The 25,162-nt window shown below is 71.6% G+C and carries 4 protein-coding genes; 1 reads left to right on the top strand and 3 read right to left on the bottom strand.

What is annotated here, in order from left to right:
* Positions 1 to 86 precede the first annotated feature (86 nt).
* The 3 genes from LUX31_RS05030 to LUX31_RS05020 are packed head-to-tail and all read right to left on the bottom strand — an operon-like array spanning position 87 to position 3,111.
* Positions 87 to 992: an ABC transporter ATP-binding protein gene (locus tag LUX31_RS05030; protein WP_235473413.1), complete on the bottom strand. Its 906-nt coding sequence runs from the start codon at positions 990 to 992 to the stop codon at positions 87 to 89.
* 5 nt (positions 993 to 997) lie between these two features.
* Positions 998 to 2,083, bottom strand: a complete 1,086-nt coding sequence (locus LUX31_RS05025; protein ID WP_235473411.1) for a FecCD family ABC transporter permease — start codon at positions 2,081 to 2,083, stop codon at positions 998 to 1,000.
* Between the two features lie 2 nt (positions 2,084 to 2,085).
* Positions 2,086 to 3,111 carry a FecCD family ABC transporter permease gene (locus LUX31_RS05020; protein ID WP_235473409.1) on the bottom strand — a complete coding sequence of 342 codons (1,026 nt, stop codon included), beginning with the start codon at positions 3,109 to 3,111 and terminating at the stop codon, positions 2,086 to 2,088.
* A 167-nt stretch (positions 3,112 to 3,278) separates the two neighbouring features.
* On the opposite strand from LUX31_RS05020, the gene LUX31_RS05015 reads away from it, so the two are divergent.
* Complete coding sequence (locus tag LUX31_RS05015) at positions 3,279 to 25,157, top strand: non-ribosomal peptide synthase/polyketide synthase (protein ID WP_235473407.1); 21,879 nt, start codon at positions 3,279 to 3,281, stop codon at positions 25,155 to 25,157.
* Positions 25,158 to 25,162: the final 5 nt, after the last annotated feature.

The following is a 25,162-nucleotide window of genomic DNA, read 5'->3' as shown; positions in this document are numbered from 1 at the left end:
CAGCCCCTCCGGCGTTTGAGGAGCGGGGGTTCGGGGGCAGCGCCCCCGAGGATGGGACGGGTAGGGGCGGCGAGGGCGAAGAAAAGTTACCGGTCCCCGTGGTGGCGGCCCATCGGGATCACCATCGGCGTGTTGCTGACCGGGTCCAGCGTGATGCGGCAGTTCAGGTCGAACACGTCCTCCACCGTCTCCGCCGTGATGACCTCCGCCGGCGCCCCCTCCGCCACGATCCGCCCCGACTTCATCGCGACCACGTGATCGGCGTACCGGCAGGCCTGGTTGAGGTCGTGCAGGACCATCACCACCGTGCGGTTCTCGCGCCGGTTGAGGTCCGTGATCAGGTCCAGTACGTCGATCTGGTGGGCCAGGTCGAGATACGTCGTCGGCTCGTCGAGCAGGAGTACGGGCGTGCCCTGGGCGACCGCCATCGCGATCCACGCCCGCTGCCGCTGCCCACCGGACAACTCGTCCACCGGACGGTCCGCGAGGTCGGTCATGTTGGTCGCGGCGAGCGCCTCGTGCACGGCCTGCTCGTCCGCCTTCGACCACTGCCGCCACCAGGTCTGGTGCGGTGAACGGCCCCGGTTGACGAGGTCGATGACCGTCAACCCCTCGGGCGCCACCGGGCTTTGGGGCAGGATGCCCAGGCGCTGCGCCAACTCCCTTGTGGGGATGGAGTGCAGAGCCCGTCCGTCCAGGTGGACCGCACCCTCTCGGGGCGCCAGCAACCGGGCCAGAGCCCGCAACAGCGTTGACTTTCCACACGCGTTGGCGCCGACGATCGCCGTGATCCGGCCGGGCGGCACCGCCAGGTCCAGGCCGTCCACGACCACCCGGTTGTCGTACGACAGCCGCAGGCCCGTCGCTCTCAGGTCCGGGTCGGCGACCGGCTCCCGGGTGCTCGTGGGCAGAGGGTCCGCCGGGAGCACGGCGTCCTCGGTGGTGGTCGTGGCCTCGGTCGTGGACTGGACGTCCGTGGGGTCCGTCGACATGGGGATCAGCCTCCTGAACCCGCGCGGTTGGCGCGGACGAGCAGCCAGAGCAGGACGGGCGCGCCGAGCACGCCGGTGACGATTCCGACCGGCAGTTCCGTGCCGGAGATCAGCGTACGGGCGATCAGATCGCTGCCCAGCACCATCAACGCCCCGGTCAGACCGGACGCGACCGTGGGCGGCCAGGCGGTGCGTGCGAGGCGCTGGGCGATCTGCGGGGCGGCCAGCGCCACGAAGGCGACCGGTCCGGCGGAGGCCGTCGCGAAGGCGATCAGGCCGACGCCGGAGAGCAGGATGGCGAGGCGTACGGGCTGGACGCGGGTCCCGAGACCGGTCGCCACGTCGTCGCCCAACTGGAGCGTACGCAGCAGCCTGCCCAGCAGCAGCGCCGTCGGGAGGAGGACCGCCAGGGCGATCGCGAGCGGCCCGACGTCCGACCACGTACGGCCGTTGAGGTTGCCGACCAGCCAGCCCAGCGCGGCCTGTGCCTGGAACCGGCCGCCCTTGGCGACCAGGTAGTCGGTGGCGCTCGTACAGATCCAGGCGACGCCGATGCCGACCAGGATGATCCGGTAGCCGGTGGTCCCACGCCGCCAGGCCAGCGCGTACACGAGGAGCGCCGTGGTCAGCGCGCCCAGCAGACCGAGGGTCTGGGTGCCGAGGCCGCCGTCCCAGCCCAGGACGATGCCCGCGACCACGAACATGCCCGCGCCCTGGGTGAGGCCGATCATGTCGGGGCTGGCCAGCGGATTGCGGGTCATCGTCTGGAACAGCCCGCCGGACACCCCGAAGGCGATCCCGGCCAGCAGCCCCACCAGGGCGCGCGGCAGGCGCAGTTCCTGGACGACGAGCACGGTACCGGGGTCGCCGGAGCCGGCCAGGGCGCGTACGACGTCCCCGAAGGCGATCGGGTAGTCGCCGATCGTCAGACTCCAGCAGAAGAGGAGGAACGTGCCCACGGCGAGCAGCGCGCCGACCGTCACGAGGCGGGGGCGGAGGATTCCGGAGACCGGGGGGACCGTCAGGCGGTAGGTGCGCTGGACGCGGCCGGAATGGCGAGCGGGCTCCAACGTGGCTTTGGGGTTCGTCATGTTCACACCTCCGCCAGTTTCCGCCGCCGCACCAGGGCGATGAAGAACGGCCCCCCGATGAACGCGACGATCACCCCGGCCTGGACCTCGATGGGCCGGGCGATCAGGCGCCCGATGATGTCCGCGGCGAGCAGCAGACTCGGCGCGAGTACGGCGGACAGCGGCAGCAGCCAGCGCTGGTCGGGGCCGATCCCCGCTATCTGGGCCAGCACCCGGGCGACATGCGGCACTACCAGCCCGATGAAGACGACCGGGCCGATGACCGCGACGGCGGCCCCGGTCAACAGGGTGACCGCCGTGACGCCCTGGAGCCGCACCAGGCCGAGGCGGCGGCCGAGCGAGGCCGCGACGTCGTCGCCCAGGGCCATGCTGTTGAGGGCGGGCGCGGAGGCGAAGGCCAGCAGCGCGCCCACGGCGAGGAAGGGCAGGATCCGCAGGACGGTGTCGCCGTCCTGGTCGGCCATCGAACCCGCCGACCAGAAGCGGTAGCGGTTGAGCGCGTCGGCGTCGGTCAGCACGATCGCGCTGGTCAGGGAGGAGAGAAGGGAGGTCACCGCGATGCCGGAGAGCGCGAGTTTGACTGGGGTGAGCCCGGAGCGCCCCAGCCTGCCCAGGAAGTACACGAGGACGCTGGCCGCCATCGCACCCGCGAACGCGAACCACACGTACCCGTAGAACGACGCGAATCCGAACACTCCGACAGCCAGCACGATCGCGAACGAGGCACCGGCGCTCACCCCGAGGATCCCCGGGTCCGCGAGCGGATTGCGGGTCAGCGCCTGCATCAGCGCGCCCGACAGACCGAGCGCCGCCCCGGCCGCCAGCCCGAGGGTCGTACGGGGCACCCGTGCCGACCAGATGACGTTGTCGACGAACCGGCTGGGCGCGTCACCGAACAGCGCTCGCACCACCTGATCGGGCGGAATGCTGGCCGCGCCGAGGGCGAGTGACAGAAGGCACAGTCCGAGCAGGACGGCGCCCAGCACCGCCACAAGAAGAACGGGGCGAACCCTTCTGCCCCGCGTCACCGTGCGGTCTCCAACGGGTAACTCCCTTAGGTTAGGCAGACCTTAATAGTAGTGGTGGGAATGGGGTCCGCCGGGACTGGGGTCTTTTGGTTAGGTAATGCTTACCTTAGTATGGCCCGCGGTCCTCCGGCTGAGCCGGTCCGTACACTCTGGAGGCACGGTCGCCTGTGTCCGGTTTCGAAGTACGTGTGCCCGGTATCGACGACGACGCGGAAGGCGCGCTCTCGGCCTTCTGGCGACGGCTGCTCGAACCGCTCCCGCAGGAGACCGCTCTTCCGGTCGACTTCCCGTACCCATTGCGCCCTTCCGGTGAACGACACACTCTGCGTCGCCCGTTGGTCGCGGCGGTCGCACCCAGCGAATCGATTCTGCTGGCCGTGTACGCCGCCCTGCTGCACCGCTACAGCGGCGCCCACGACATCACCTTCGGGTACGAGGGCCTGCCGCTGCGGATCACTGTCGACGGCGGCGCCTCCTTCACGGACCTCGTGCGACGAGTGACCGACGCGCGCGAGAAGGCCCTGGCCCACCGGGTCGAACACGCCACCCTGGTCGACTGGTTGCGGCCGGAGCCCACCCGGGGCGGCGGACTGCTGTTCAACGCGGCGTTCGGTGACGTGCAGAACGGCGAGGACCGGCTCGACCTCGCTCTCGCCGTCCACGCCGGTGAACTGCGGCTGACCTACCGCGAGGACCTCTTCGAGGCCGCGACCGCCGAGCGCGTGGCCGGCCACTACACGACCCTGCTCGCCGACGCCGTCGCCCACCCGCACACCCCCGTCGGCGAGTTGGCGCTGCTCGACGCCGAGGAGCACGGCCGCGTCCTGCGCGAGTGGAACGACACCGACCACGCCGTACCGCTCCGCACTTGGCCCGAGATGTTCGCCGACCAGGTGCGGGAGCGCCCGGACGAGATCGCGCTGGTCTTCGAGGACACCTCGCTCACCTACGCCGAACTGGACGAGCGGGCGGGCCGGTTGGCCGCTGCCCTGATCGCCCGGGGCGCCGGTCCCGAGCGTGTGGTAGCCCTCGCGGTGCCCCGCTCGGCGGAACTGATCGTCGCCGAGGTCGCGGTGTTGAAGTCCGGTGCCGCTTATCTGCCCATCGACACCGACTACCCGGCCGACCGCATCTCGTACATGCTCGCCGACGCCCATCCCGTCTCCCTGGTCACGACCGCCGAGGTCGCCGCGGACATCCCGGCGAACGACGGCACTCAGGTCCTGGTCCTCGACGCACCCGACACCGTACGGGAGTTGGCGGGGCAGCAGCCGACGGGCACCGATCCGAGCGCCCTGACGATCGCCAACGCCGCGTACGTCATCTACACCTCCGGCTCCACCGGCCGCCCCAAGGGTGTTGTCCTCACCCACGCGGGCGTCGCCAAGCTGGTCGCCACGCAGAGCGAGCGGTTCGGGATCGGCCCGCACAGCCGGGTGCTCCAGTTCGCCTCGCCCAGCTTCGACGTGGCCTTCTGGGACCTGTGCCTCGGTCTGCTCTCCGGTGGCCGGCTTGTCGTCGTGCCGTCCGAACGCCGGGTGCCCGGCCCGGCGTTGGCCGCCTACGCCCACGCGCACGGCATCACGTTCATGATCCTGCCGCCCGCCCTGCTGGCCGCGATGCCCGAGGACGTCGAACTCCCGCCCGCCACCCTGCTCGCGGGCACCGAACGCGTCTCGCCCGAGCTGGTCGGACGGTACGCGCGGGGCAGGATGATGTTCAACGCGTACGGCCCCACCGAGGCCACCACCAACTCCACCCTCGGCCTGTGCGACCCCGACATCCCGGCCGGCTCCATCGTCCCCATCGGCATCCCGGACCCGGGCACGCGCGCATACGTCCTCGACGCCCGCCTGAAGCCCGTCCCGGCCGGTGTCCCGGGCGAGTTGTACCTCGGCGGCGCCGGGCTCGCCCGTGGCTACCTCGGCCGCCCCGACCTGACCGCCGAGCGGTTCGTCGCCGACCCGTTCGGCGCACCCGGCGAACGCCTTTACCGCACAGGCGACTTGGTCCGCTGGCAGGCCGACGGCCGACTCGTCTTCCTCGGCCGCGCCGACTCCCAGGTGAAGATCCGTGGCTTCCGTATCGAGCCCGGTGAGATCGAGTCCGTGCTCCGCGCGCACCCGGCGGTCGACCAGGCAGCGGTCGTCGTACGCGAGGACCGCCCCGGCGACCGGCGCCTCGCCGCGTACGTTGTGCCCGCGCTGGACGCGGACACGGCCCGCCACGACACCGCCGACCAGGTCCAGGAGTGGAAGGACCTGCACGAACTGCTCTACTCCGCCGCCGGATCGGAGGGCGGCACGGACGGCCCGGCAGGGCTCCGCGAGAACTTCGCGGGCTGGAACAGCATGTACGACGGCCTGCCCATCCCTGTCGAGGAGATGCGCGAGTGGCGTGCGGCGACCGTCGCCCGCATCACGGAACTCGCACCGCGGCGCGTACTGGAGATCGGCGTCGGCAGCGGTCTGATCCTCGCCCGAATCGCCCCCGACTGCGACGAGTACTGGGGCACCGACCTCTCCGAGGAGGCCGTACGCGCCCTGCGCACCCAGGTCGAGGCGGTGCCCGAACTCGCTGACCGGGTACGGCTGTCCGCGCAACCCGCGCACGACGTGAGCGGACTTCCGGCGGCCCACTTCGACACCGTCGTCATCAACTCTGTCGCCCAGTACTTCCCGAGCGCCGACTATCTGACCGATGTCGTCCACGCGGTCGGCACGCTTCTCGCCCCCGGCGGGCGGCTGTTCATCGGCGACGTCCGCAACGCCCGCCTCCTGCGCTGCCTGCGCGCGGCCGTCGAGAGCCGCCGCGCCGGCGACGCGGAGGACAAGCAGGCTCTGCGGGCCGCCGTCGAGCGGTCGGTCGCCTGGGAGGGCGAACTCCTCCTGGACCCCGACTACTTCGCGGCCCTCGACGGCTTCGACGCCGAGATCCACGTCAAGCGCGGCGCGCACCACAACGAACTGACGCGGTACCGCTACGACGTCGTCCTCAGCAAGCAGGCCTCTGCCCCGGCTTCTGTTGACGGTACGGAGATCGTCTGGAGCGGGCCCGAGGCCCTTGAAGCCCTCCTGGCCGACGGGCCCGCACTGCTCCGGGTCACCGGTGTCCCCAACGCCCGCCTCGCCGAGGATCTGGCCGCGCTGTCCGCCCTGGACGACAGCAGCCGTACGGCGGACGCCCCGGACCCCGAGGTCTTCCACGCCCTCGGCGCCCGCTCCGGCCACCGGACCGCCGTCACCTGGAACGGCACCGCCGACGACGGCAGCCTCGACGTCGTGTTCGCCCTCGGGGACACCCCGCTCACCGGCCTCTACCGCCCCTCCGGCACCGCCCCGCACGCCAACCGCCCGGCACCCTTCCGGGACATCAACGCCCTGATGCGGGCGCTGCGTTCGTACGCGGCCGACCAACTCCCGGAGTACATGGTCCCGGCGGCCGTCGTCCCCCTCGACCGGCTCCCGGTCACCCCGAGCGGCAAGCTCGACGCCGCCGCGCTCCCGACCCCCGACTACGGCGCGCTCAGCGCGGGCCGCCCGCCCCGCGACGCCCGCGAGGAACTCCTCTGCGCGGCCTACGCCGATGTCCTCGGCCTGCGCTCGGTCACCATCGACGACGACTTCTTCGCCCTCGGCGGCGACAGCATCACGGCCATCCAACTGCTCGTCCACGCCCGCCGTGCCGGCCTGCGCCTCAGCTCCCGGGACGTCTTCAAACACCGCACGGTCGCCGCCCTCGCGGCAGCGGCGGGCGAGGTCGTCCAGGAGGAGACGGAGTCGGACGCCCCGCTGGTAGTCCTCGACTCGATCGAACTCGCCGAGATCCAGGGCGAGTTCCCGGTCACCGTCAGGGAGGCGCTGCCGCTGAGCCGCCTCCAGGAGGGCTTCTACTTCCACTCCCTCGTCGACGGCGCCGACTTGGACGCGTACGTCGTCCAGCAGGCCCTCGAACTGACCGGCCCGGTCGACGGCGAAGCCCTGCGCAGGGCCGCCCAGCGCATCCTGGACCGGCACGTCCCGCTGCGGGCCTGCTTCCGCCGCCGCCCGGACGGGCAACCCGTGCAGATCATCGCCGGGGACCTCGAACTGCCCTGGCGCGAAGTCGACCTGACCGTCCACGACGGACCCGCCCGCGTCCCGCTGGCCGACGCGGTCTCCGCCGCCGAACGCACCCGCCGCTTCGACCTCGCGAACCCGCCCCTCATGCGCTGCGCGCTCATCCGCCTCGACGAACACCGCAGCCGACTGCTCCTGACGTTCCATCACATCATCGCCGACGGCTGGTCGTTGCCGGTCCTGCACCGCGAACTGATGGCCTCCTGCGGGGAGATCCCGGCCGCGCTGCCGCAGCCCGCGCCCTACAGCGCCTACCTGCGCCGCCTGGCCACCGCCGACCGCGAGGCCGCGCGCACCGCCTGGCGTACGGCTCTCGCCGGGGTCGAGGAGCCCACCCGGCTCGTCGAGACCCCGGCCGACGGTACGCCCGTCGAGCCCGCGCAGATCCGCCTCGAACTGTCCGAGCAGGTCACCGCCAGGCTGGCCGCGCGGGCGCGGGAGAACGGCGTGACCCTGGGCACGGTCGTCCAGGGCGCCTGGGGGCTGCTCATCGGGCGGCTCACGGCACGCCAGGACGTGGTGTTCGGTACGACGGTCTCGGGGCGTGACGCCGAGGTCGAGGGCATCGAGTCGATGATCGGCCTGTTCATCAACACCCTTCCGACGCGCTTCCGTTGGGAGCCCTCCGACACCCTCGCCGGCCTCCTGGGCCGACTCCAGGACGAGCAGTCCCAGCTGCTGGACCACCAGCACCTCGGCCTCGCCGAACTCCAGCGCGTCGCGGGCCTCGCGGGCGCCGGTGAACTCTTCGACACCCTCGTCGTCTTCGAGAACTACCCGGCCGCGACCGACCTCGCCGACCCGACCGGCACCCTCCGCCTGACGGGTCACGAGTTCCATGACGCCGTCCACTATCCGCTCGCCCTGATCGTCAAGCCGGGCCGACGCCTCGACCTGCGACTCAAGCACCACGCCCAGCGACTCGACGCCGACGCGGTACGCCGGATCGCGGACCGCCTCTCCCGCATCCTGCACGCCCTGGCCGCCGACCCGGCGCAGTCCGTTGCCGACGTGGACCTGCTGTCGGCCGAGGAACTCCTCGACGCCCATCCGACAGGCGAACACCGGGACATCCCGGCCACGACACTCGCCGCAGCCTTCGAGGCACAGGTGGCCCGCACCCCGGACGCGACCGCGGTCGTGTACGAGGGTGAGACGCTCAGCTATCGCGAACTCGACGCCAGAGCTGGGGAGTTGGCGCGCCGGCTGACCGCCCGGGGTGTGCGCCCCGGCACGGTCGTCGCCGTCGCCGTCCCGCGCTCGGCCGAGTTGATGGTCGCGCTGCTCGGCGTACTGAAGTCGGGCGCCGCCTACCTGCCGGTCGACGTGGACTACCCGGCCGACCGGGTGGCGCACATGCTCGCCGACTCCGGCGCCGGCACGGTGGTCACTACCTCGGCGACCGCTCCTCAACTCCCTTCAGGGCACGCTCTCCTGCTGCTCGACACCCTGGCCGAGGCGGTCGGCCCCGAGCCGCTCCCGGCCCACCCCGACGACCCGGCCTACCTGATCTACACCTCCGGCTCCACCGGCCGTCCCAAGGGGGTCGTCGTCACCCACCGGGCCATCGTCAACCGGCTGGCCTGGATGCAGGGCGCGTACCAACTGACCGCCGCCGACCGGGTGTTGCAGAAGACCCCGGCCAGCTTCGACGTCAGTGTCTGGGAGTTCTTCTGGGCGCTGTGCGAGGGGGCGGCCGTGGTCCTCGCCCGCCCGGACGGACACCGCGACCCCGCCTATCTCGCCGGGCTGATCCACGAACAGGGCATCACCACGATGCACTTCGTGCCGTCGATGCTGGAGGCCTTCCTCCAGTCCGACGAGATCACCGACGACCCGACCTGGGCCGCCTCCCTGCGTAACGTGTTCAGCAGCGGGGAGGCGCTGCCCGGCGCCGCCGCCGCCCGCTGGCGTGAGCTGACCGGCGTACCGCTGCACAACCTGTACGGCCCCACCGAGGCCGCCGTCGACGTGACGTACCACCCGTACGACGGCACACCCGGCACCACCGTGCCCATCGGGCGTCCGGTGTGGAACACGGGCCTGCGTGTCCTCGATTCCTGCCTGCGTCCGGCGCCCGAAGGGGTGCCCGGCGAGCTGTATCTGACGGGTGTTCAGCTGGCGCGCGGCTATCACGCCCGGCCGGAGCTGACCGCCGAGCGGTTCGTCGCCGACCCGTACGGCGCGCCCGGCGAGCGCATGTACCGCACCGGTGACCTCGTGCGCCGCCGCGCCGACGGGGTGATCGAATACCTCGGCCGTACCGACCGTCAGGTGAAGATCCGGGGCAACCGGATCGAACTCGGCGAGATCGAGGCCGCGTTGACCCGTCAGCCGACGGTCGCGCAGTCCGCCGTCACGGTGAACGGTGGCCAGCTGGTCGCGTACGTCGTGCCGGCCCGCGACGCCCAGGTCCCGCCGCCCGCCGAACTCCAGGCCGCGCTCGGCGAGGAACTGCCCGCCGCAGTCATCCCGGCCGCCTACGTCGTCCTCGACGCCCTCCCGCTCACCCCGAGCGGCAAGCTGGACCGGGCCGCGCTGCCCGCCCCGCAAGCGGTACGGGCGGAGACGCGCGCCCCGCGCAACGAGCGGGAACACGCCCTCACCGGGATCTTCGCCGCCGTACTGAAGCTCGAAGAAGTCGGTATCGACGACGACTTCTTCATGCTCGGCGGCGACAGCATCACCTCCATCGGCGTCTCCAGCCGCGCCCGCCGGGCAGGCCTGGACCTGGGCCCGCGTGACGTCTTCGAGCACCGCACCCCGGCCGCCCTCGCGGCAGCTGCGGCGCCCGTGGCCGAAGTAGCCGCCCTCCGCTCCTCGTTCGCCCTCACGGCCGAGGAGACCGAGCGCGTCCACCGGCTCAGCCCCGACCCCGTCGAGGACATCTGGCCGCTGGCCCCGCTCCAGGAAGGCCTGTTCTTCCACTCCACGTACGACGACAGCGCCCTCGACGTCTACACCGTCCACGAGTCCTTCGACCTCGCCGAACCCCTCGACACCGACCGACTCCGCGCCGCCGTACGGGTGTTGCTGACCCGCAACCCCAGCCTGCGCGCCGGGTTCACCAGCGAGGGCCTGCGCCAGCCGGTGCAGTTCATCGTGCGCGACCCGGAGATCCCGCTCGAAGAGGTCGACCTCTCGGGGCTCCCGGCGGACGAACAGGACATCCGCCTGCGGGAGTTGACCGACGCCGAGCGCTCCCGGCGCTTCGACCTCACCCGGCCGCTGCTCTTCCGTATGCTCCTCGTCCGCCTCGGCGCGGACCGGGGCGACCGGCTGGTCGTCGGGCGTCATCTGCTTCTCTGGGACGGCTGGTCCGCCTGGATCTTCCTCGACCAGCTCTTCGCCCTGTACGAGAACGGCGGTGACACGAGCGTCCTGCCCGCGCCCGGCAACTACCGTGACTACCTGACCTGGTTGGAGGTCCAGGACGCGGACGTCGCCACCGGAGCCTGGCGCCGCGCCCTCGCCGGACTCGACGAGCCCACGCTGCTCGCCGCCGCCGACCAGGGCCTCGAACCGGACATCCCGGCCAGTCTCGACGCCCTCGTCCCCGACGAGGTGGGCGAGCGGCTGCGTGCCATCGGACGAGCGCACGGGCTGACCCTCAACACCGTGCTCAACGCGGCCTGGGGGCTCACCCTGGCGAGCGCGACCGGCCGTACCGACGTCGTCTTCGGCACGACCGTCGCCGGCCGGCCGAGCGAGGTGCCGGACATCGAGAACGTCATCGGCATGTTCCTCAACACCGTCCCCGCGCGCATCGCCTACGACCCGGCCGAGCCGGTCCTCGGGCTGCTGCGCCGCGTCCAGGACGAGCGGCTCGCCGTCATGCCGTACGAGTACCTGGGCCTGGGCGTGCTGCAGGCGGAGACCGGGCACCGACGGCTGTTCGACACCCTGTTCGTGCTGCGCAACAACGACACCGAGGAGCGGCTCGCCGAGCTGAGCGACCGCCACGGCGCCACGGCCGTCGCCAACGTCGACGCGACCCACTACCCGGTCAACCTCGTCGTCACCCCGGGCCGCTCCATCCAGGTCACCCTGACCCACCGGGCCGACGTCATCGCCCGCCCCCAGGCCCAGGACCTGCTCGACCGCTTCACCCTCCTCCTGGACCGGCTCACCCACGACCTCGACGCCCCGGTGGGCAGCCTCGACCCGCTACTCCCGGCCGAGCACACCGAGTTGGAGCAGGAGCGGGCCGCCGGACGCGTCCCCGACCCCACGGAGACGATCGCCGACCTGCTGGCCGCCCAGGCCGCCGCAACCCCCGACTCGACGGCCGTCGTCTTCGGCGACCGCACCCTCACCTACGCCGAACTCGACACCCGCATCAACCAGATGGCCCGACTGCTCATCGCGCGGGGCGCCGCCCCCGAGCGGGTCGTCGCCCTCGGTCTGCCCCGCTCCCTCGACATGGTCGTCGCCCTGTTCGCCGTACTGCGCACGGGCGCCGCCTATCTGCCGCTGGAGCTGGACTACCCGGACGACCGGCTCGCCGCGATGCTCGACGACGCCCGCCCGACGATGCTCCTGTCCACGGCCGCCGTGTCCGCGCGGCTCATCGGCGAGACGCCTCGCGTCCTGCTCGACGACCCGGCGATCGCCGCCGAACTCGCCGCGCTGCCCGGCGACTTGGTCTCCGTCGCCTTCAGCCTGGAGCACCCGGCGTACGTCATCTACACCTCCGGTTCCACCGGCCGCCCCAAGGGCGTCGTCACGCCCTACCGGGGTCTGACCAACATGCAGCTCAACCACCAGAAGGAGATCTTCGAACCGGCGATCGCGTCGGCGGGCGGACGGCGGCTGCGTATCGCGCACACCGTGTCCTTCGCCTTCGACATGTCGTGGGAGGAACTGCTGTGGCTGGTCGAGGGGCATGAAGTCCACATCTGCGACGAGGAGTTGAGGCGCGACGCCGAAGCCCTGGTCGCCTACTGCGAACGCCACCGCGTCGACGTCGTCAACGTGACCCCGACCTACGCCCATCTCCTCATCGAGGAAGGCCTGTTGGAGGGCCACCGCCCGCCGCTGGTGCTGCTCGGCGGCGAGGCCGTGTCGGAGACGGTGTGGAACCGGCTGCGCGACACCGAGGGCACGTACGGCTACAACCTCTACGGGCCGACCGAGTACACCATCAACACGCTGGGTGGCGGCACCCTCGACAGCGCGACTCCGACCGTCGGGCGTCCGATCCGTGGCACCCGCGCCCACATCCTGGACGCCTGGCTGCGGCCGGTACCGGAAGGTGTGCCGGGGGAGCTGTACATCGCCGGTATCGGTCTGGCGCGCGGTTACCTCAACCGGCCGTCCCTCAGCGCCGAACGGTTCGTCGCCGACCCGTTCGGTGAGCCCGGCGAGCGCATGTACCGCACCGGCGACCTGGTGCGCCGCAACCCCGACGGCAACCTCGACTTCCTCGGGCGTACCGACGACCAGGTCAAGATCCGTGGCTACCGTGTCGAGTTGGGCGAGATCGAGACCGCCCTCGCCCAGCACGACCGGGTCGCCCACGCCGCCGTGATCGTCCGCGACGAACGCCTCGTCGGCTACGTCGTTCCCGCCCAACTCGCGGGCACCGACCGGGACTCCGCCGAGCGCGACCAGGTCGGCGAGTGGCAGGAGATCTACTCCGACGAGTACGAGGAGATCAGCACCGCCGTCTTCACCGAGGAGTACGCGGGATGGGATTCGTCGTACGACGGTCAGCCCATCCCCTTCGACCACATGCGGGAGTGGCGCGAGGCCACCGTGGAGCGCATCCGCTCCCTGGGCCCCCGCAGGATTCTCGAGATCGGCGTCGGGTCCGGCCTGCTTCTGTCCAAGCTCGCCCCGGACGCGGAGGCCTACTGGGCCACCGACTTCGCCGCTCCCGTCATCCGGAAGATCGGCCAGGAGCTGCTCCAGGACCCGGAGTTGGCGTCCAGGGTCAACCTCCGCGCCCAGCCCGCCGACGACCTCACCGGGCTGCCCGGCGATGGCTACTTCGACACCATCGTGATCAACTCCGTCATCCAGTACTTCCCCAGCATCGACTACCTGACCTCGGTTATTCGGGGTGCGATGGAGCTGCTGGCCCCCGGCGGCGCGCTGTTCGTCGGTGACGTCCGCAACCTGCGGCTCGCCCGCGCCTTCCAGACCGAGATCCAGGAAGCGAAGGGCGTCAGCGGCGACGCGCTGGGCCGGGCCGTCGAACGCGGTCTGCGCCTGGAGAAGGAACTCCTCGTCGACCCCGACTACTTCACCACCCTCGGCTACGGCGTCGACCTGCGCACCAAGCGCGCCCGCCACCACAACGAACTCACCCGCTACCGCTACGACGCCGTTCTGTACGCCGACGAGCCGGGCCTGCGGTTGTCGGATGTGCCGAATGTTCCCTTCGACGCCGGTCAATTCGGCGCCGAGGGTGGCGACTTGGCGGAGCTGCTGGCTGAGGTGCCCCTGCGCCTCACCGGCATCCCCGACGCCCGTATCGGCACCCCCGGGGGAGTCGACCCGGAGACCCTGCGTGACCTCGCCACCGAACTCGGGCACCGCGTCCTGACCACCTGGTCCGGCCAACCCGGCACGTACGACGCCGTGTTCGTCACCGGAGAGGTGCCCTCGCTGACCGCCGGTCTCTATCTCCCCGGCGGCGGAGCGGCCCCGTACGCCAACTCCCCGACGGCCGCCCGCGACGCGAACAGCCTGATCCGGCAGCTCCGCGTGGACCTCAAGCAGCGGCTGCCCGAGTACATGGTCCCGGCCGCGTTCGTCACCCTCGACCGGCTGCCCATGAACGACAACGGCAAGCTGGACGTCCGTGCCCTGCCCGACGCCGAACCGGCCGTCGCCCTCGGCACCGGCCGGGGACCGCGCACCCCGCAGGAAGAGGTGCTCTGCCGACTCTTCGCCGAGGTGCTCGGCCTGCCCGAAGTCGGCGCCGAGGACGGCTTCTTCGACCTCGGCGGCCACTCCCTGCTGGCCACCCGTCTGATCAGCCGCGCCCGCACCGAACTGGGTGCCGAGCTGGCCATCCGGGACCTGTTCGAGGCGCCCACGCCCGAGCAGCTCGCGGCCCGCGCCGACAGCTCACGCCCGGCCCGCCCGGCTGTCGCCCCCGCCACCCGGCCCGATCGCATCCCGCTGTCGGCCGCGCAGCGCCGGCTGTGGCTGGTCGAACGGATCACCGGCAGCGGCGTCGCCTACAACTTCCCGCTGGTCTTCCGCCTCCGCGGCGACCTGGACCTCGACGCGCTCCGGGCGGCCGTACGGGATGTCGCGGGACGCCATGAGGCGCTCAGGACGATGTTCCCCGAGCAGGACGGCGAGCCGTACCAGCTCATCGTTGAAGCTGCCGAGGCCGACCCCGAGTTCACCGTGACGGACTGCGGGGAGGCGGAGTTGGCCGACCGGATCGAGTCGGCGCAGCGCCGCCCCTTCGACCTCACGACCGAACTCCCTCTGCGGTGCGAGGTGTTGAGGCTCGGCCCGGCCGACCACGTCGTGGCCGTCGTCCTCCACCACATCACCACCGACGAGTGGTCCGACCGCCCCTTCCTGGCCGATCTGACGACCGCCTACCGGACCCGGCGCGCGGGCCGCGCCCCCGAGTGGGAGCCGCTGCCGGTCCAGTACGCCGACTACACCCTCTGGCAGGAGTCGTTGCTCGGGCAGGTCGGCGAGGCCCAACTCGCCCACTGGACCGAGACTTTGCGGGACCTCCCGGAGGAGCTGCACCTGCCCCTCGACCGGCCCCGCCCCGCAGAACCCACCGGGCGCGGAGGCAAGGTCCGGCTGGAACTGCCCGCCGACACAGGCCTCACCCTGCGCGACCTGTCCGGCACCACCGGCACCAGCATGTTCATGCTGTTCCAGGCCGCCACGGCCGCGCTGCTGCATCGCCTCGGTGCCGGGGACGACATCCCCCTCGGCGCCCCGATCGCGGGCCGCACGGACGACGCGCTCGACGACCTCGTCGGCTTCTTCGTCAACACGCTCGTGCTGCGGACGGACGTGTCGGGTGACGACCTGACCTTCCGTCAACTGATTGCCCGGGTGCGGGAATCGTCCCTGGCCGCGTTCGAGCACCAGGACCTGCCCTTCGACCAGGTCGTGGAGGCCGTCAACCCGGCCCGCGTGCCCGGCCGCAACCCGCTCTTCCAGGTCATGCTCGGCTACCACTACCGGCCCGACGGCGACCCCGACGTCCTCGGCATGCCGACGGACTGGTTCGACATGGACACCGGCATGGCCAAGTTCGACCTCCACTTCACCTTCGTGGACGACTCGGACCGCCTGACCCTGCTCCTGGAGTACGCGACCGACCTCTGCGACGAACTGACGGCTACCCAGACCGCCGGGCGCCTGGTGCGGCTGCTGGAGCAGGTGGCCGGTGAACCCGACGTGCTGGTACGGGACTTGGAGGTACTGGAGGAGTCCGAGCGGCAGCTCGTTCTGGGCGACTGGAACGGCGCCGCCCGCGACGTGGCGGCCACCAGCCTGCCCGCGCTGTTCCGGGCGCAGGCGGCCCGTACACCGGACGCGCTGGCGCTGGTCTTCGGCGAAGAGCGGCTGACGTACGCCGAGTTGGACGAACGCGTCGAGCGCACGGCGAGCGTGCTGGCCGGCATGGGAGTGGGCCCGGAGCGGACGGTCGCCGTCGCGCTGTCCCGCTCGGTGGACCTGGTGGTGGCGCTGCTGGCCGTACATCGTGCGGGCGGGGCGTATCTGCCGCTGGACGCCGACTATCCGGAGGAGCGGCTGGCGTTCATGCTGGCGGACGCCCGCCCGGTGGCCGTCATCAGGGACGCGCTCCCGGATGGCCCGGCTGGTGCTGAACTTCCGGACAGCTACGACCCGTTGAGTCCCGCGTACGTCATCTACACCTCCGGTTCGACCGGGCGTCCCAAGGGTGTTGTGGTGCCGCACGAGGGCATCGTGAACCGTCTGCTGTGGATGCAAGGGGAGTACGGGCTGGGTGCGGACGACCGTGTGCTGCAGAAGACGCCGTCCAGCTTCGACGTGTCCGTGTGGGAGTTCTTCTGGCCGCTGATCACCGGCGCCGCGCTGGTGGTGGCCAGGCCGGAGGGGCACAAGGACCCCGCCTATCTGGCCGAGGTGATCCAGGAGCAGGGCATCACGACCGTGCACTTCGTGCCGTCGATGCTCCAGCTGTTCCTGGAGGAACCCTCGGCGGCGGGCTGCCTGGGACTGCGGCGGGTGATGTGCAGCGGGGAGGCGCTGCCGGACGAGTTGGCCCAGCGCTTCCGTGCGGTACTCCCGGCTGAGCTGCACAACCTGTACGGGCCGACGGAGGCGTCCGTGGACGTCACCGCGGGTCAGGTGACGGAGGGGACCGATCGGGTGTCGATCGGTCGTCCGGTGTGGAACACGCGTACGTACGTCCTGGATGCGGCGCTGCGGCCGGTTCCGCCGGGTGTGGCGGGGGAGCTGTATCTGGCCGGTGTGCAGTTGGCGCGTGGTTATCTCGGTCGTCCGGGGCTGACGGCGGAGCGGTTCACAGCGGATCCCTTTGGTGAACTCGGTTCACGCATGTACCGGACCGGTGACCTGGCACGCTGGACAACCGAGGGAACGCTCGAATACCTGGGTCGGACCGACGACCAGGTGAAGATCCGTGGGTTCCGTATCGAGCTGGGCGAGATCGAGTCCGTCCTCGCTCGCCACGAGACCGTCGGGCATGTGAGTGTCGTCGCCCGCGATCAGCGGCTGGTGGCGTACGTCGTGCCGGCCGCTGCCGCTGCGGCAGCGGCTGCGATCGACAGCGCCGCACTCCGCCGGCACGCGGCCGCCGCTCTCCCCGAGCACATGGTCCCCGCCGCTTTCGTCGTCCTCGACGCGCTGCCACTCACCCCCAACGGCAAGCTCGACCGCCGTGCCCTCCCCGCCCCCGACTTCTCGGCGGCGGCCGGAGTGGGCGAAGGCCTGCCGCGTACCCCGCGTGAGGAGATCCTCTGCGGCCTGTTCGCGGACGTACTGAACGTCGAACGAGTCGGCGTGGACGACGACTTCTTCGCCTTCGGCGGTCACTCGCTCCTCGCGATGCGACTGGTCAGCCGTGTTCGTACGGCGCTGGGCACCGACCTCACAGTCCGTACCGTCTTCGAGGCGTCGACCCCCGCCCGCCTGGCCGAGCGTCTCGGCGTGGGCACCGACACGGCCCTGCCCACGCTCGCACCCCTCGCGCACGACCGGGACGGGGACGAGCCCCTGCCCCTGTCCTTCGCCCAGCAGCGGCTGTGGCTGCTGCACCGCATCGACGGCCCCGGGGCCACGTACAACATCCCGGCGGCCTGGCGTCTGACCGGCGCCCTACGACTCGACGCCCTGACCACCGCAGTCCGGGATCTCGTGGTGCGCCACGAGAGTCTGCGCACGGTGTTTCCCGACCGCGACGGCCGCGCCCACCAACTCATCCTGGGTCCGGACGAGTTCGAGATCCCGGTGCACCACGAGCGGGTGACCGAGGCCGAACTTGCCGACCGGCTGGACGAGGCTGCCGCACGCGGCTTCGAGATCGACCGTGAACTGCCGCTGCGGGCCCATGTGTTCGAGACCGCTCCGCAGGAATACGTTCTGCTGCTCGTCCTGCACCACATCGCCGGCGACGAATGGTCGGACCGTCCCCTGTGGCGCGACCTCGCCACGGCCTACCGGGACCGAAGCGAAGGCCGTGCGCCGGAGTGGGCGCCGCTGCCCGTGCAGTACGCCGACTACACCCTGTGGCACCACCGGCTCCTCGGCGAGGACTCCGACCCCGCCAGCCTGCACGCCCGCCAACTCGCCTACTGGGAACAGGCGTTGGCCGGGCTTCCCGAAGAGCTGGTCCTCCCGGTCGACCGCCCGCGTCCACCGGAGGGCAGCCAGCGTGGCGGTGCCGTCGGGCTGACCCTCGACGGTGAGCTGGAACGCGCCCTGCGTGGCCTCGCCAACCGGCACGGCGCCAGCATGTTCATGGTCGCCCAGGCGGCCGTGGCCGTGCTGCTGCACAGGCTCGGTGCCGGGGACGACATCCCGCTCGGCACCCCCATCTCGGGCCGTGGCGACGAGAAGCTGGAGGACCTGATCGGGTTCTTCGTCAACTCCCTTGTCCTGCGTACCGACTTGTCGGGCGCCCCGACCTTCGCCGAACTGCTCGACCGGGTGCGCGACACCGACCTCGCCGCCTACGAGCACCAGGACCTGCCATTCGAACGCCTGGTGGAGGCCCTCAACCCGACCCGCTCACTGGCCAGGCACCCCCTGTTCCAGGTCATGGTCGTCTACCTCGGCGACCCCGGCGGCAGCCCCGACTTCCCGGGACTGGCGGCGAGCCGGGAGCCGCTCCGGCAGCAGAGCGCCAAGTTCGATCTGAGCTTCGACTTCATCGAGCAGGGCGACGGGTCCGGCATCCAGGGCTGGATCGAGTACAGCGCCGACCTGTTCGACCACACCACCGTCGAGCGACTCGCGGGGCGGCTGGTGCGGCTCCTTGAGCAGGTGGTGGCCGAACCCGACGTGCTGGTACGGGACTTGGAGGTGCTGGAGGAGTCCGAGCGGCAGCTCGTTCTGGGTGACTGGAACGGCAGCGTCCGCGAGGTCACGTCCACCAGCCTGCCCGAGCTGTTCCGGGCCCAGGTGGCCCGTACGCCGGACGCGACCGCCGTCGTCTTCGGCGAACAGCAGTTGACGTACGCCGAGTTGGACGCCCAGGTCGAGCACACCGCACGCGTCCTGGCCGGCCTGGGCGCCGGTCCCGAACAGACCGTCGCCGTCGCGCTGCCCCGATCCACCGAACTGATCGTCGCCCTGCTCGCGGTCCACCGCACCGGGGCCGCCTATCTGCCGCTGGACGCCGACTACCCGGAGGAGCGACTGGCCTTCATGCTGGCGGACGCTCACCCGGTGACCGTCATCAGGGACGCGCTCCCGGATGGCCCGGCGGGCCCTGAACTCCCGTCCTCGTACGACCCGTTGAGCCCCGCGTACGTCATCTACACCTCCGGCTCCACCGGCACTCCCAAGGGTGTTGTGGTGCCGCACGAGGGCATCGTCAACCGCCTGCTGTGGATGCAGGACGAGTACGGGCTGACCGGCGACGACCGTGTCCTGCAGAAGACGCCGTCCAGCTTCGACGTGTCCGTGTGGGAGTTCTTCTGGCCCCTCGTCACGGGCGCGACCCTCGTCGTCGCCAAGCCCGAGGGACACAAGGACCCCGCCTACCTGGCCGAGCTGATCCGGCAACAGGCCGTCACCACCGTGCACTTCGTGCCCTCGATGCTCCGCGCCTTCCTCGACGAGCCCACCGCCGCGAACTGCACGGGCCTGCGCCGCGTCCTGTGCAGCGGCGAGGCACTGCCTCTCGAACTCGCGGAGCGGTTCCACGCCGTCCTGCCGGCCGAGCTGCACAACCTGTACGGGCCGACGGAGGCGTCGGTGGACGTCACGGCGGGTCAGGTCTCCGAGGCATCCGGCCGGGTGTCGATCGGTCGCCCGGTGTGGAACACACGTACGTACGTCCTGGATGCGGCGCTGCGGCCCGTACCCCCGGGTGTGGCAGGAGAGCTGTATCTCGCAGGTGTCCAGCTCGCGCGTGGATATCTCGGTCGTCCGGGGCTGACGGCGGAGCGGTTCACAGCCGATCCCTTTGGTGAACTCGGTTCACGCATGTACCGCACGGGTGACCTGGCACGCTGGACAACCGAGGGAACGCTCGAATACCTCGGCCGGACCGACGACCAGGTCAAGATTCGCGGCTTCCGTATCGAGCTGGGCGAGATCGAGTCCGTCCTCGCCCGCCACGAGACCGTCGGGCACGTGAGTGTCGTCGCCCGCGATCAGCGACTCGTCGTCTACGTCGTACCGGTGCCCGGCGCCGGAGACGCGCCCGATTCCGCCGCCCTCCGCGCCCACGCGGCCGCCGCGCTCCCCGAGCACATGGTCCCCGCCGCCTTCGTCGTCCTCGACGCGCTGCCCCTCACCCCCAGCGGCAAGCTCGACCGCCGTGCCCTCCCCGCCCCCGACTTCGCCGCCGAGACCACAGACACGCTCCCGCGCACCCCGCGCGAGGAGACCCTCTGCCGCCTGTTCGCGGACGTACTGAACCTCGAACGAGTCGGCGTCGACGACGACTTCTTCACCCTCGGCGGCGACAGCATCGTCGCCATGCAGCTGGTCGCCCGCGTGCGTGCGGCCGGGCTGGCGGTCAGCCCGCGTGACGTCTTCCGCCACAAGACGGCCGCCGGGCTGGCCGCCGCGGCCCGCGACCTGAACGGCGACAACGGGCCCGGCGACACACCGGCCACCGACGCCACGCTCACCGCCCTGCTCGCCCTCACCGACGAGGAGCGCACCGAGGTCGCCGCCTTCGGCGGCACCGAAGTACTGCCGCTGACGCCGCTCCAGGCGGGGCTGCTGTTCCACGCCTCCTTCGACTCCGGGGACGAGGGACCGGACGTCTACACCGTGCAGGTGGCGTACGACATCGACGGTCCGCTGGACGCCGTACGGCTGCGCGACGCCGGTCAGGCGCTGCTCGACCGGCACGGGAACTTGCGGGCCGGCTTCCGGTACCTGGCGTCGGGGCGCCCCGTGGCCGTCGTACCGCGTACCGCCGCACTGCCCTGGCGACAGCTCGACCTCTCGGAGCTGGACGCAGGCACCCGCGAGGAGCGGTGGGCCAAGGCGCTCGACCAGGAGCGCCGACGCTTCGACCCAGCCCAACCGCCGCTGCTGCGGCTGATGTTGGTCAAGCTCGGGGACGCCCGGCATCGGCTCGTACTGTCGCACCAGCACCTGCTGCTCGATGGCTGGTCGGTACCCCGGCTGGCGGCCGAACTGTCCGCGCTGTACGCGGAAGCGGAAACCGCATCGGCCTCGACGCTGCCAACTCCCGTGCCCTACAAGGAGTATCTGGCCTGGCTCGGACAGCAGGACGCCGATGCCTCCGCCACCGCCTGGGCCGAGGCCCTCGACGGGCTTGAGGAGCCCACGCATCTCGTCCCCGCCGACCCCAACCGGGCGCCGGTCGTACCCGAGACGCTCACCACGTTCCTGTCGCCGGAGCTGACCGAGGCGCTGACCGGGCTGGCCCGTTCTCGCGGGCTGACCGTCAACTCCCTTGTGCAGGGCGCCTGGAGCGTCGTACTCGGTCGGCTCACCGGGCGTACCGATGTCGTGTTCGGCGCGACCGTGTCCGGACGGCCGCCGGAGCTGGCCGGTGTCGAAGCGATGATCGGGCTGTTCATCAACACCGTTCCGGTGCGGGTCCGTATCGACGAGCGCGAGTCGCTCGCCGCGTTCCTCGACCGGCTCCAGGACGAGCAGTCACGGCTCCTCGACCACCAGCACCTCGGGCTCGCCGACATCCAACGGCGGGCCGGACTGGGGGAGTTGTTCGACACGCTCGTCGTCTTCGAGTCCTACCCGGACGGCGGCGAGATCGGCGGAGGGGCTGGTGGCGGGCTTCGGATGGAGGTGCGCGACCATCAGGACTCGACTCACTATCCGTTCGCCTGGGCCGTCGAGCCTGCCGAACGGCTGCGCCTGACCGCTGAGTTCAGGACCGACCTGTTCGACCGTGCGGCGGCCGAACGCATCACCGCCGCAATGGTCCGCCTCTTCGAGGCGATGACCACCGACGCCGAGCAGCCGCTGGGCCGCGTCGACATCCTCACCCCCGAGGAACGCCACACCCTCCTGGAGACCTGGAACGACACCCGCCTGCCGGACGTCGACGGGCCGACCACCGTTCCCGCGCTCTTCGAGGCACAGGTTGCTGCGGCTCCCGATGCCGTGGCCGTCGTCGCCGGGCCGGTCACCTGGACCTTCGCCGAGCTGAACGAGCGCGTCAACCGGCTCGCCCGGCTGCTCACCGAGCACGGCGCCGGACCCGAGCGGATCGTCGCCCTGTCGCTGCCGCGCACGGCGGACTTCCTGCTCGCGATCCTCGCCGTCCTCAAGTCGGGCGCCGCCTATCTGCCCATCGACGCGGACCTGCCCGCCGAGCGCGTACTCGCGATGCTCGACGACGCCGAGCCCCAGCTCGTCCTCACCACGGAGACGCTCGCCGCCGGCCTGCCCGACAGCGACGTACCGCGCCTGCTGCTCGACACCGACGACACCGCCGTACGACTGGCCGCGCAGCCCGCCGACAACCCGGCCGCCGGTCCCGATCCGGAGCACCCGGCGTACGTCATCTACACCTCGGGTTCCACCGGGCGGCCCAAGGGAGTCGTGGTCTGCCAACGCAGCGTGGCGAACCTCTTCCACAGTCACCGGCGGGCCCTGCACGATCTCGCCAAGGCGAACACCGGGCGGCGGCATCTGCGGGTCGGGCACTTCTGGTCGTTCTCGTTCGACGCGTCCTGGCAGCCGCAGCTGTGGCTGCTCGACGGGCACGCGCTGCACATCCTCGACGACGAGACGCGCCGTGACCCCGAACTGACCGCCGCCGCCATCCGGGCGGAGGGCATCGACTTCATCGAGGTCACGCCCTCGTTCCTGGCCCAGATGGCCGACAGCGGGCTGATCAAGGATGGGGAGTGCCCGCTCGCGGTGGTGGGTGTGGGAGGCGAGGCCGTGTCGGACGCGCTGTGGAGCGAACTGGCCGCGCTGCCGAACACCGAGGCCTTCAACCTGTACGGGCCGACCGAGGCGACCGTCGACGCGCTCGCCGCACGGGTGCGGGAGAGCGAACGGTCGGTCGTCGGGCGGCCCGTGGGGAACACGCGTGCGTATGTGCTCGATGCCGGGCTGCGGCCCGTGCCGCCGGGTGTCACCGGTGAGCTGTATCTCGCGGGGGAGGGGCTGGCCCGTGGATACCTCGGTCGCCCGGAACTCACGGCCGAACGGTTCACAGCCGATCCCTTTGGTGAACTCGGTTCACGCATGTACCGCACGGGTGACCTGGCACGCTGGACAACCGAGGGAACGCTCGAATACCTCGGCCGCGCCGACGACCAGGTGAAGATCCGCGGCTTCCGTATCGAACTCGCCGAGATCGAGGCCGTCCTCGACCGGCAGCCGACGGTCGGCCAGGTCGTGGTCGTCGCGCGCGAGGACCGGCCGAGGATCAAGCAACTGGCCGCGTACGTCGTCCCGGCCGAGGGCACCACCGCCCCGGACCCGTCCGAGCTGCGCGCCCAGGTCGCCGCCGCACTGCCCGACTACATGGTCCCGGCAGCCGTGGTCGTCCTCGACGAGCTGCCGCTGCTCTCCAACGGCAAGCTCGACCGCCGGGCGCTCCCCGCCCTGCAGTTCACCGGCGCCGCCGGTGGCCGGGCGCCCGCGAACGACCTCGAACGCACCCTCTGCGCCCGCTTCGCCGAAGTCCTCGGCCTGCCCGAGATCGGCGCCGACGACGACTTCTTCACCCTCGGCGGAGACAGCATCGTCGCCATGCAACTGGTCAGCCGGGCCCGCGCGGCCGGGCTGCGGATCACCCCGCGCCAGGTCTTCCAGCACCGTACGGTCGCCGCCCTGGCCACCGTCGCCACGGAACTGGACGCCGACTCCGCCCGGCCCGCGCACGACGACGGCTCCGGCACCGTGCCGCTGACGCCGATCATGCACGCGCTGCGCGAACTCGGCGGACCGATCGCGGGCTACCACCAGGCCGCGTTCGTCCAGACCCCGGCCGGACTCGACGAGACCGCGCTGCACGCCGTACTCCAGGCCGTCACCGACCGGCACGACCTGCTGCGGGCCCGGCTGGAGCGGATCGGCCGCTGGTCGCTGCACGTACCGCCGACGGGAAGTCTCACCCCGGAGTCCTGGCTGGTCCGGGCGGACATCACCGGTGCCGACGAGGCGAGGCTGCGGGAGGTAGTCGCCGAGCAGGCACGAGCCGCGCAGACACGGCTCGACCCGGACGGCGGGCGGATGATCCAGGGCGTGTGGTTCGACGCCGGACCGGACACCCCCGGACGACTGCTCCTGCTGATCCACCACCTGGTCGTGGACGGCGTGTCCTGGCGCGTGCTGCTGCCCGATCTGCCCGCCGCCTGGAGCGAGGTGAAGGAGGGCCGGACGCCCGCCCTGGCACCGGTCGACCTGTCCTTCCGCAGGTGGTCGGAGCTGCTCGCCCAGCGAGCCGTCGAGCCGGTCACCGAGGACGAACTCCCGCTGTGGAACCGGGTGTTGGCGGACACCGACCCCCTTCCGCTGCTGCGGCCCCTCGACCCGGAACGCGATGTCACCGAGGCCTCGCGCCACCTGTCCCTCACCCTCCCGGCCGACCGTACGCAGCCGCTGCTCAGCCGCGTACCGGCAGCCTTCGGGGCGAGCGTCAACGACGTCCTGCTGACCGCGCTCGCGCTCGCCGTGGCCGACTGGCGCGGGTCCGCGTCCGGCGGGTCCGTCCTCGTCGACCTCGAAGGACACGGCCGCGAGGACGAGTTGGCCGGGGACGCCGACCTCTCGCGTACGGTCGGCTGGTTCACCACGGTCGTCCCGGTACGGCTGGACACCGGGACCGTGGACCTCGGCGACGCGCTCGCTGGTGGCCCCGCGCTCGACTCGGCGCTCGCCCGTGTCCGGGAGCACCTGACCGCCCCGCCGATGTCCGGCATCGGACACGGACTGCTCCGGCACCTCAACCCGGAGACGGGCCCCGAGCTGGCCCAACTCGCGCGCCCGCAGATCGAGTTCAACTACATGGGCCGCTTCGGCGTCCCCGAGGCCACCGACTGGTCGTACGCCCCCGAGGCCGACGCGTCCGACCTGGAAGCCGACCCCGGAATGCCCCTGTCCCACGCCCTGACCGTCAACGCCCTGACCGAGGACCTCCCCGGCGGCCCCGAACTCTCCGCCCACTGGACCTACGCCCCCGGCGTCCTGCCCGAGGAAGCGGTACGGGACCTCGCCGAACGCTGGTTCCGGGCGCTCGGGGCGCTGGTGGACCGGGCGGAGACCGTCGCCGACGCCCGCCGAACCAACTGACCGAC

Origin of the sequence: Streptomyces sp. GQFP, assembly GCF_021545335.1 — a bacterium.
Taxonomy (GTDB): Bacteria; Actinomycetota; Actinomycetes; order Streptomycetales; family Streptomycetaceae; genus Streptomyces.
This window is presented reverse-complemented; position numbering and strand designations above follow the sequence as displayed.

Excerpts from the sequence above, each read along its gene's own strand:
- LUX31_RS05025 (WP_235473411.1), bottom strand. The coding sequence starts at position 2,083 with ATGACGAACCCCAAAGCCACGTTGGAGCCCGCTCGCCATTCCGGCCGC.
- LUX31_RS05030 (WP_235473413.1), bottom strand. The coding sequence starts at position 992 with ATGTCGACGGACCCCACGGACGTCCAGTCCACGACCGAGGCCACGACC.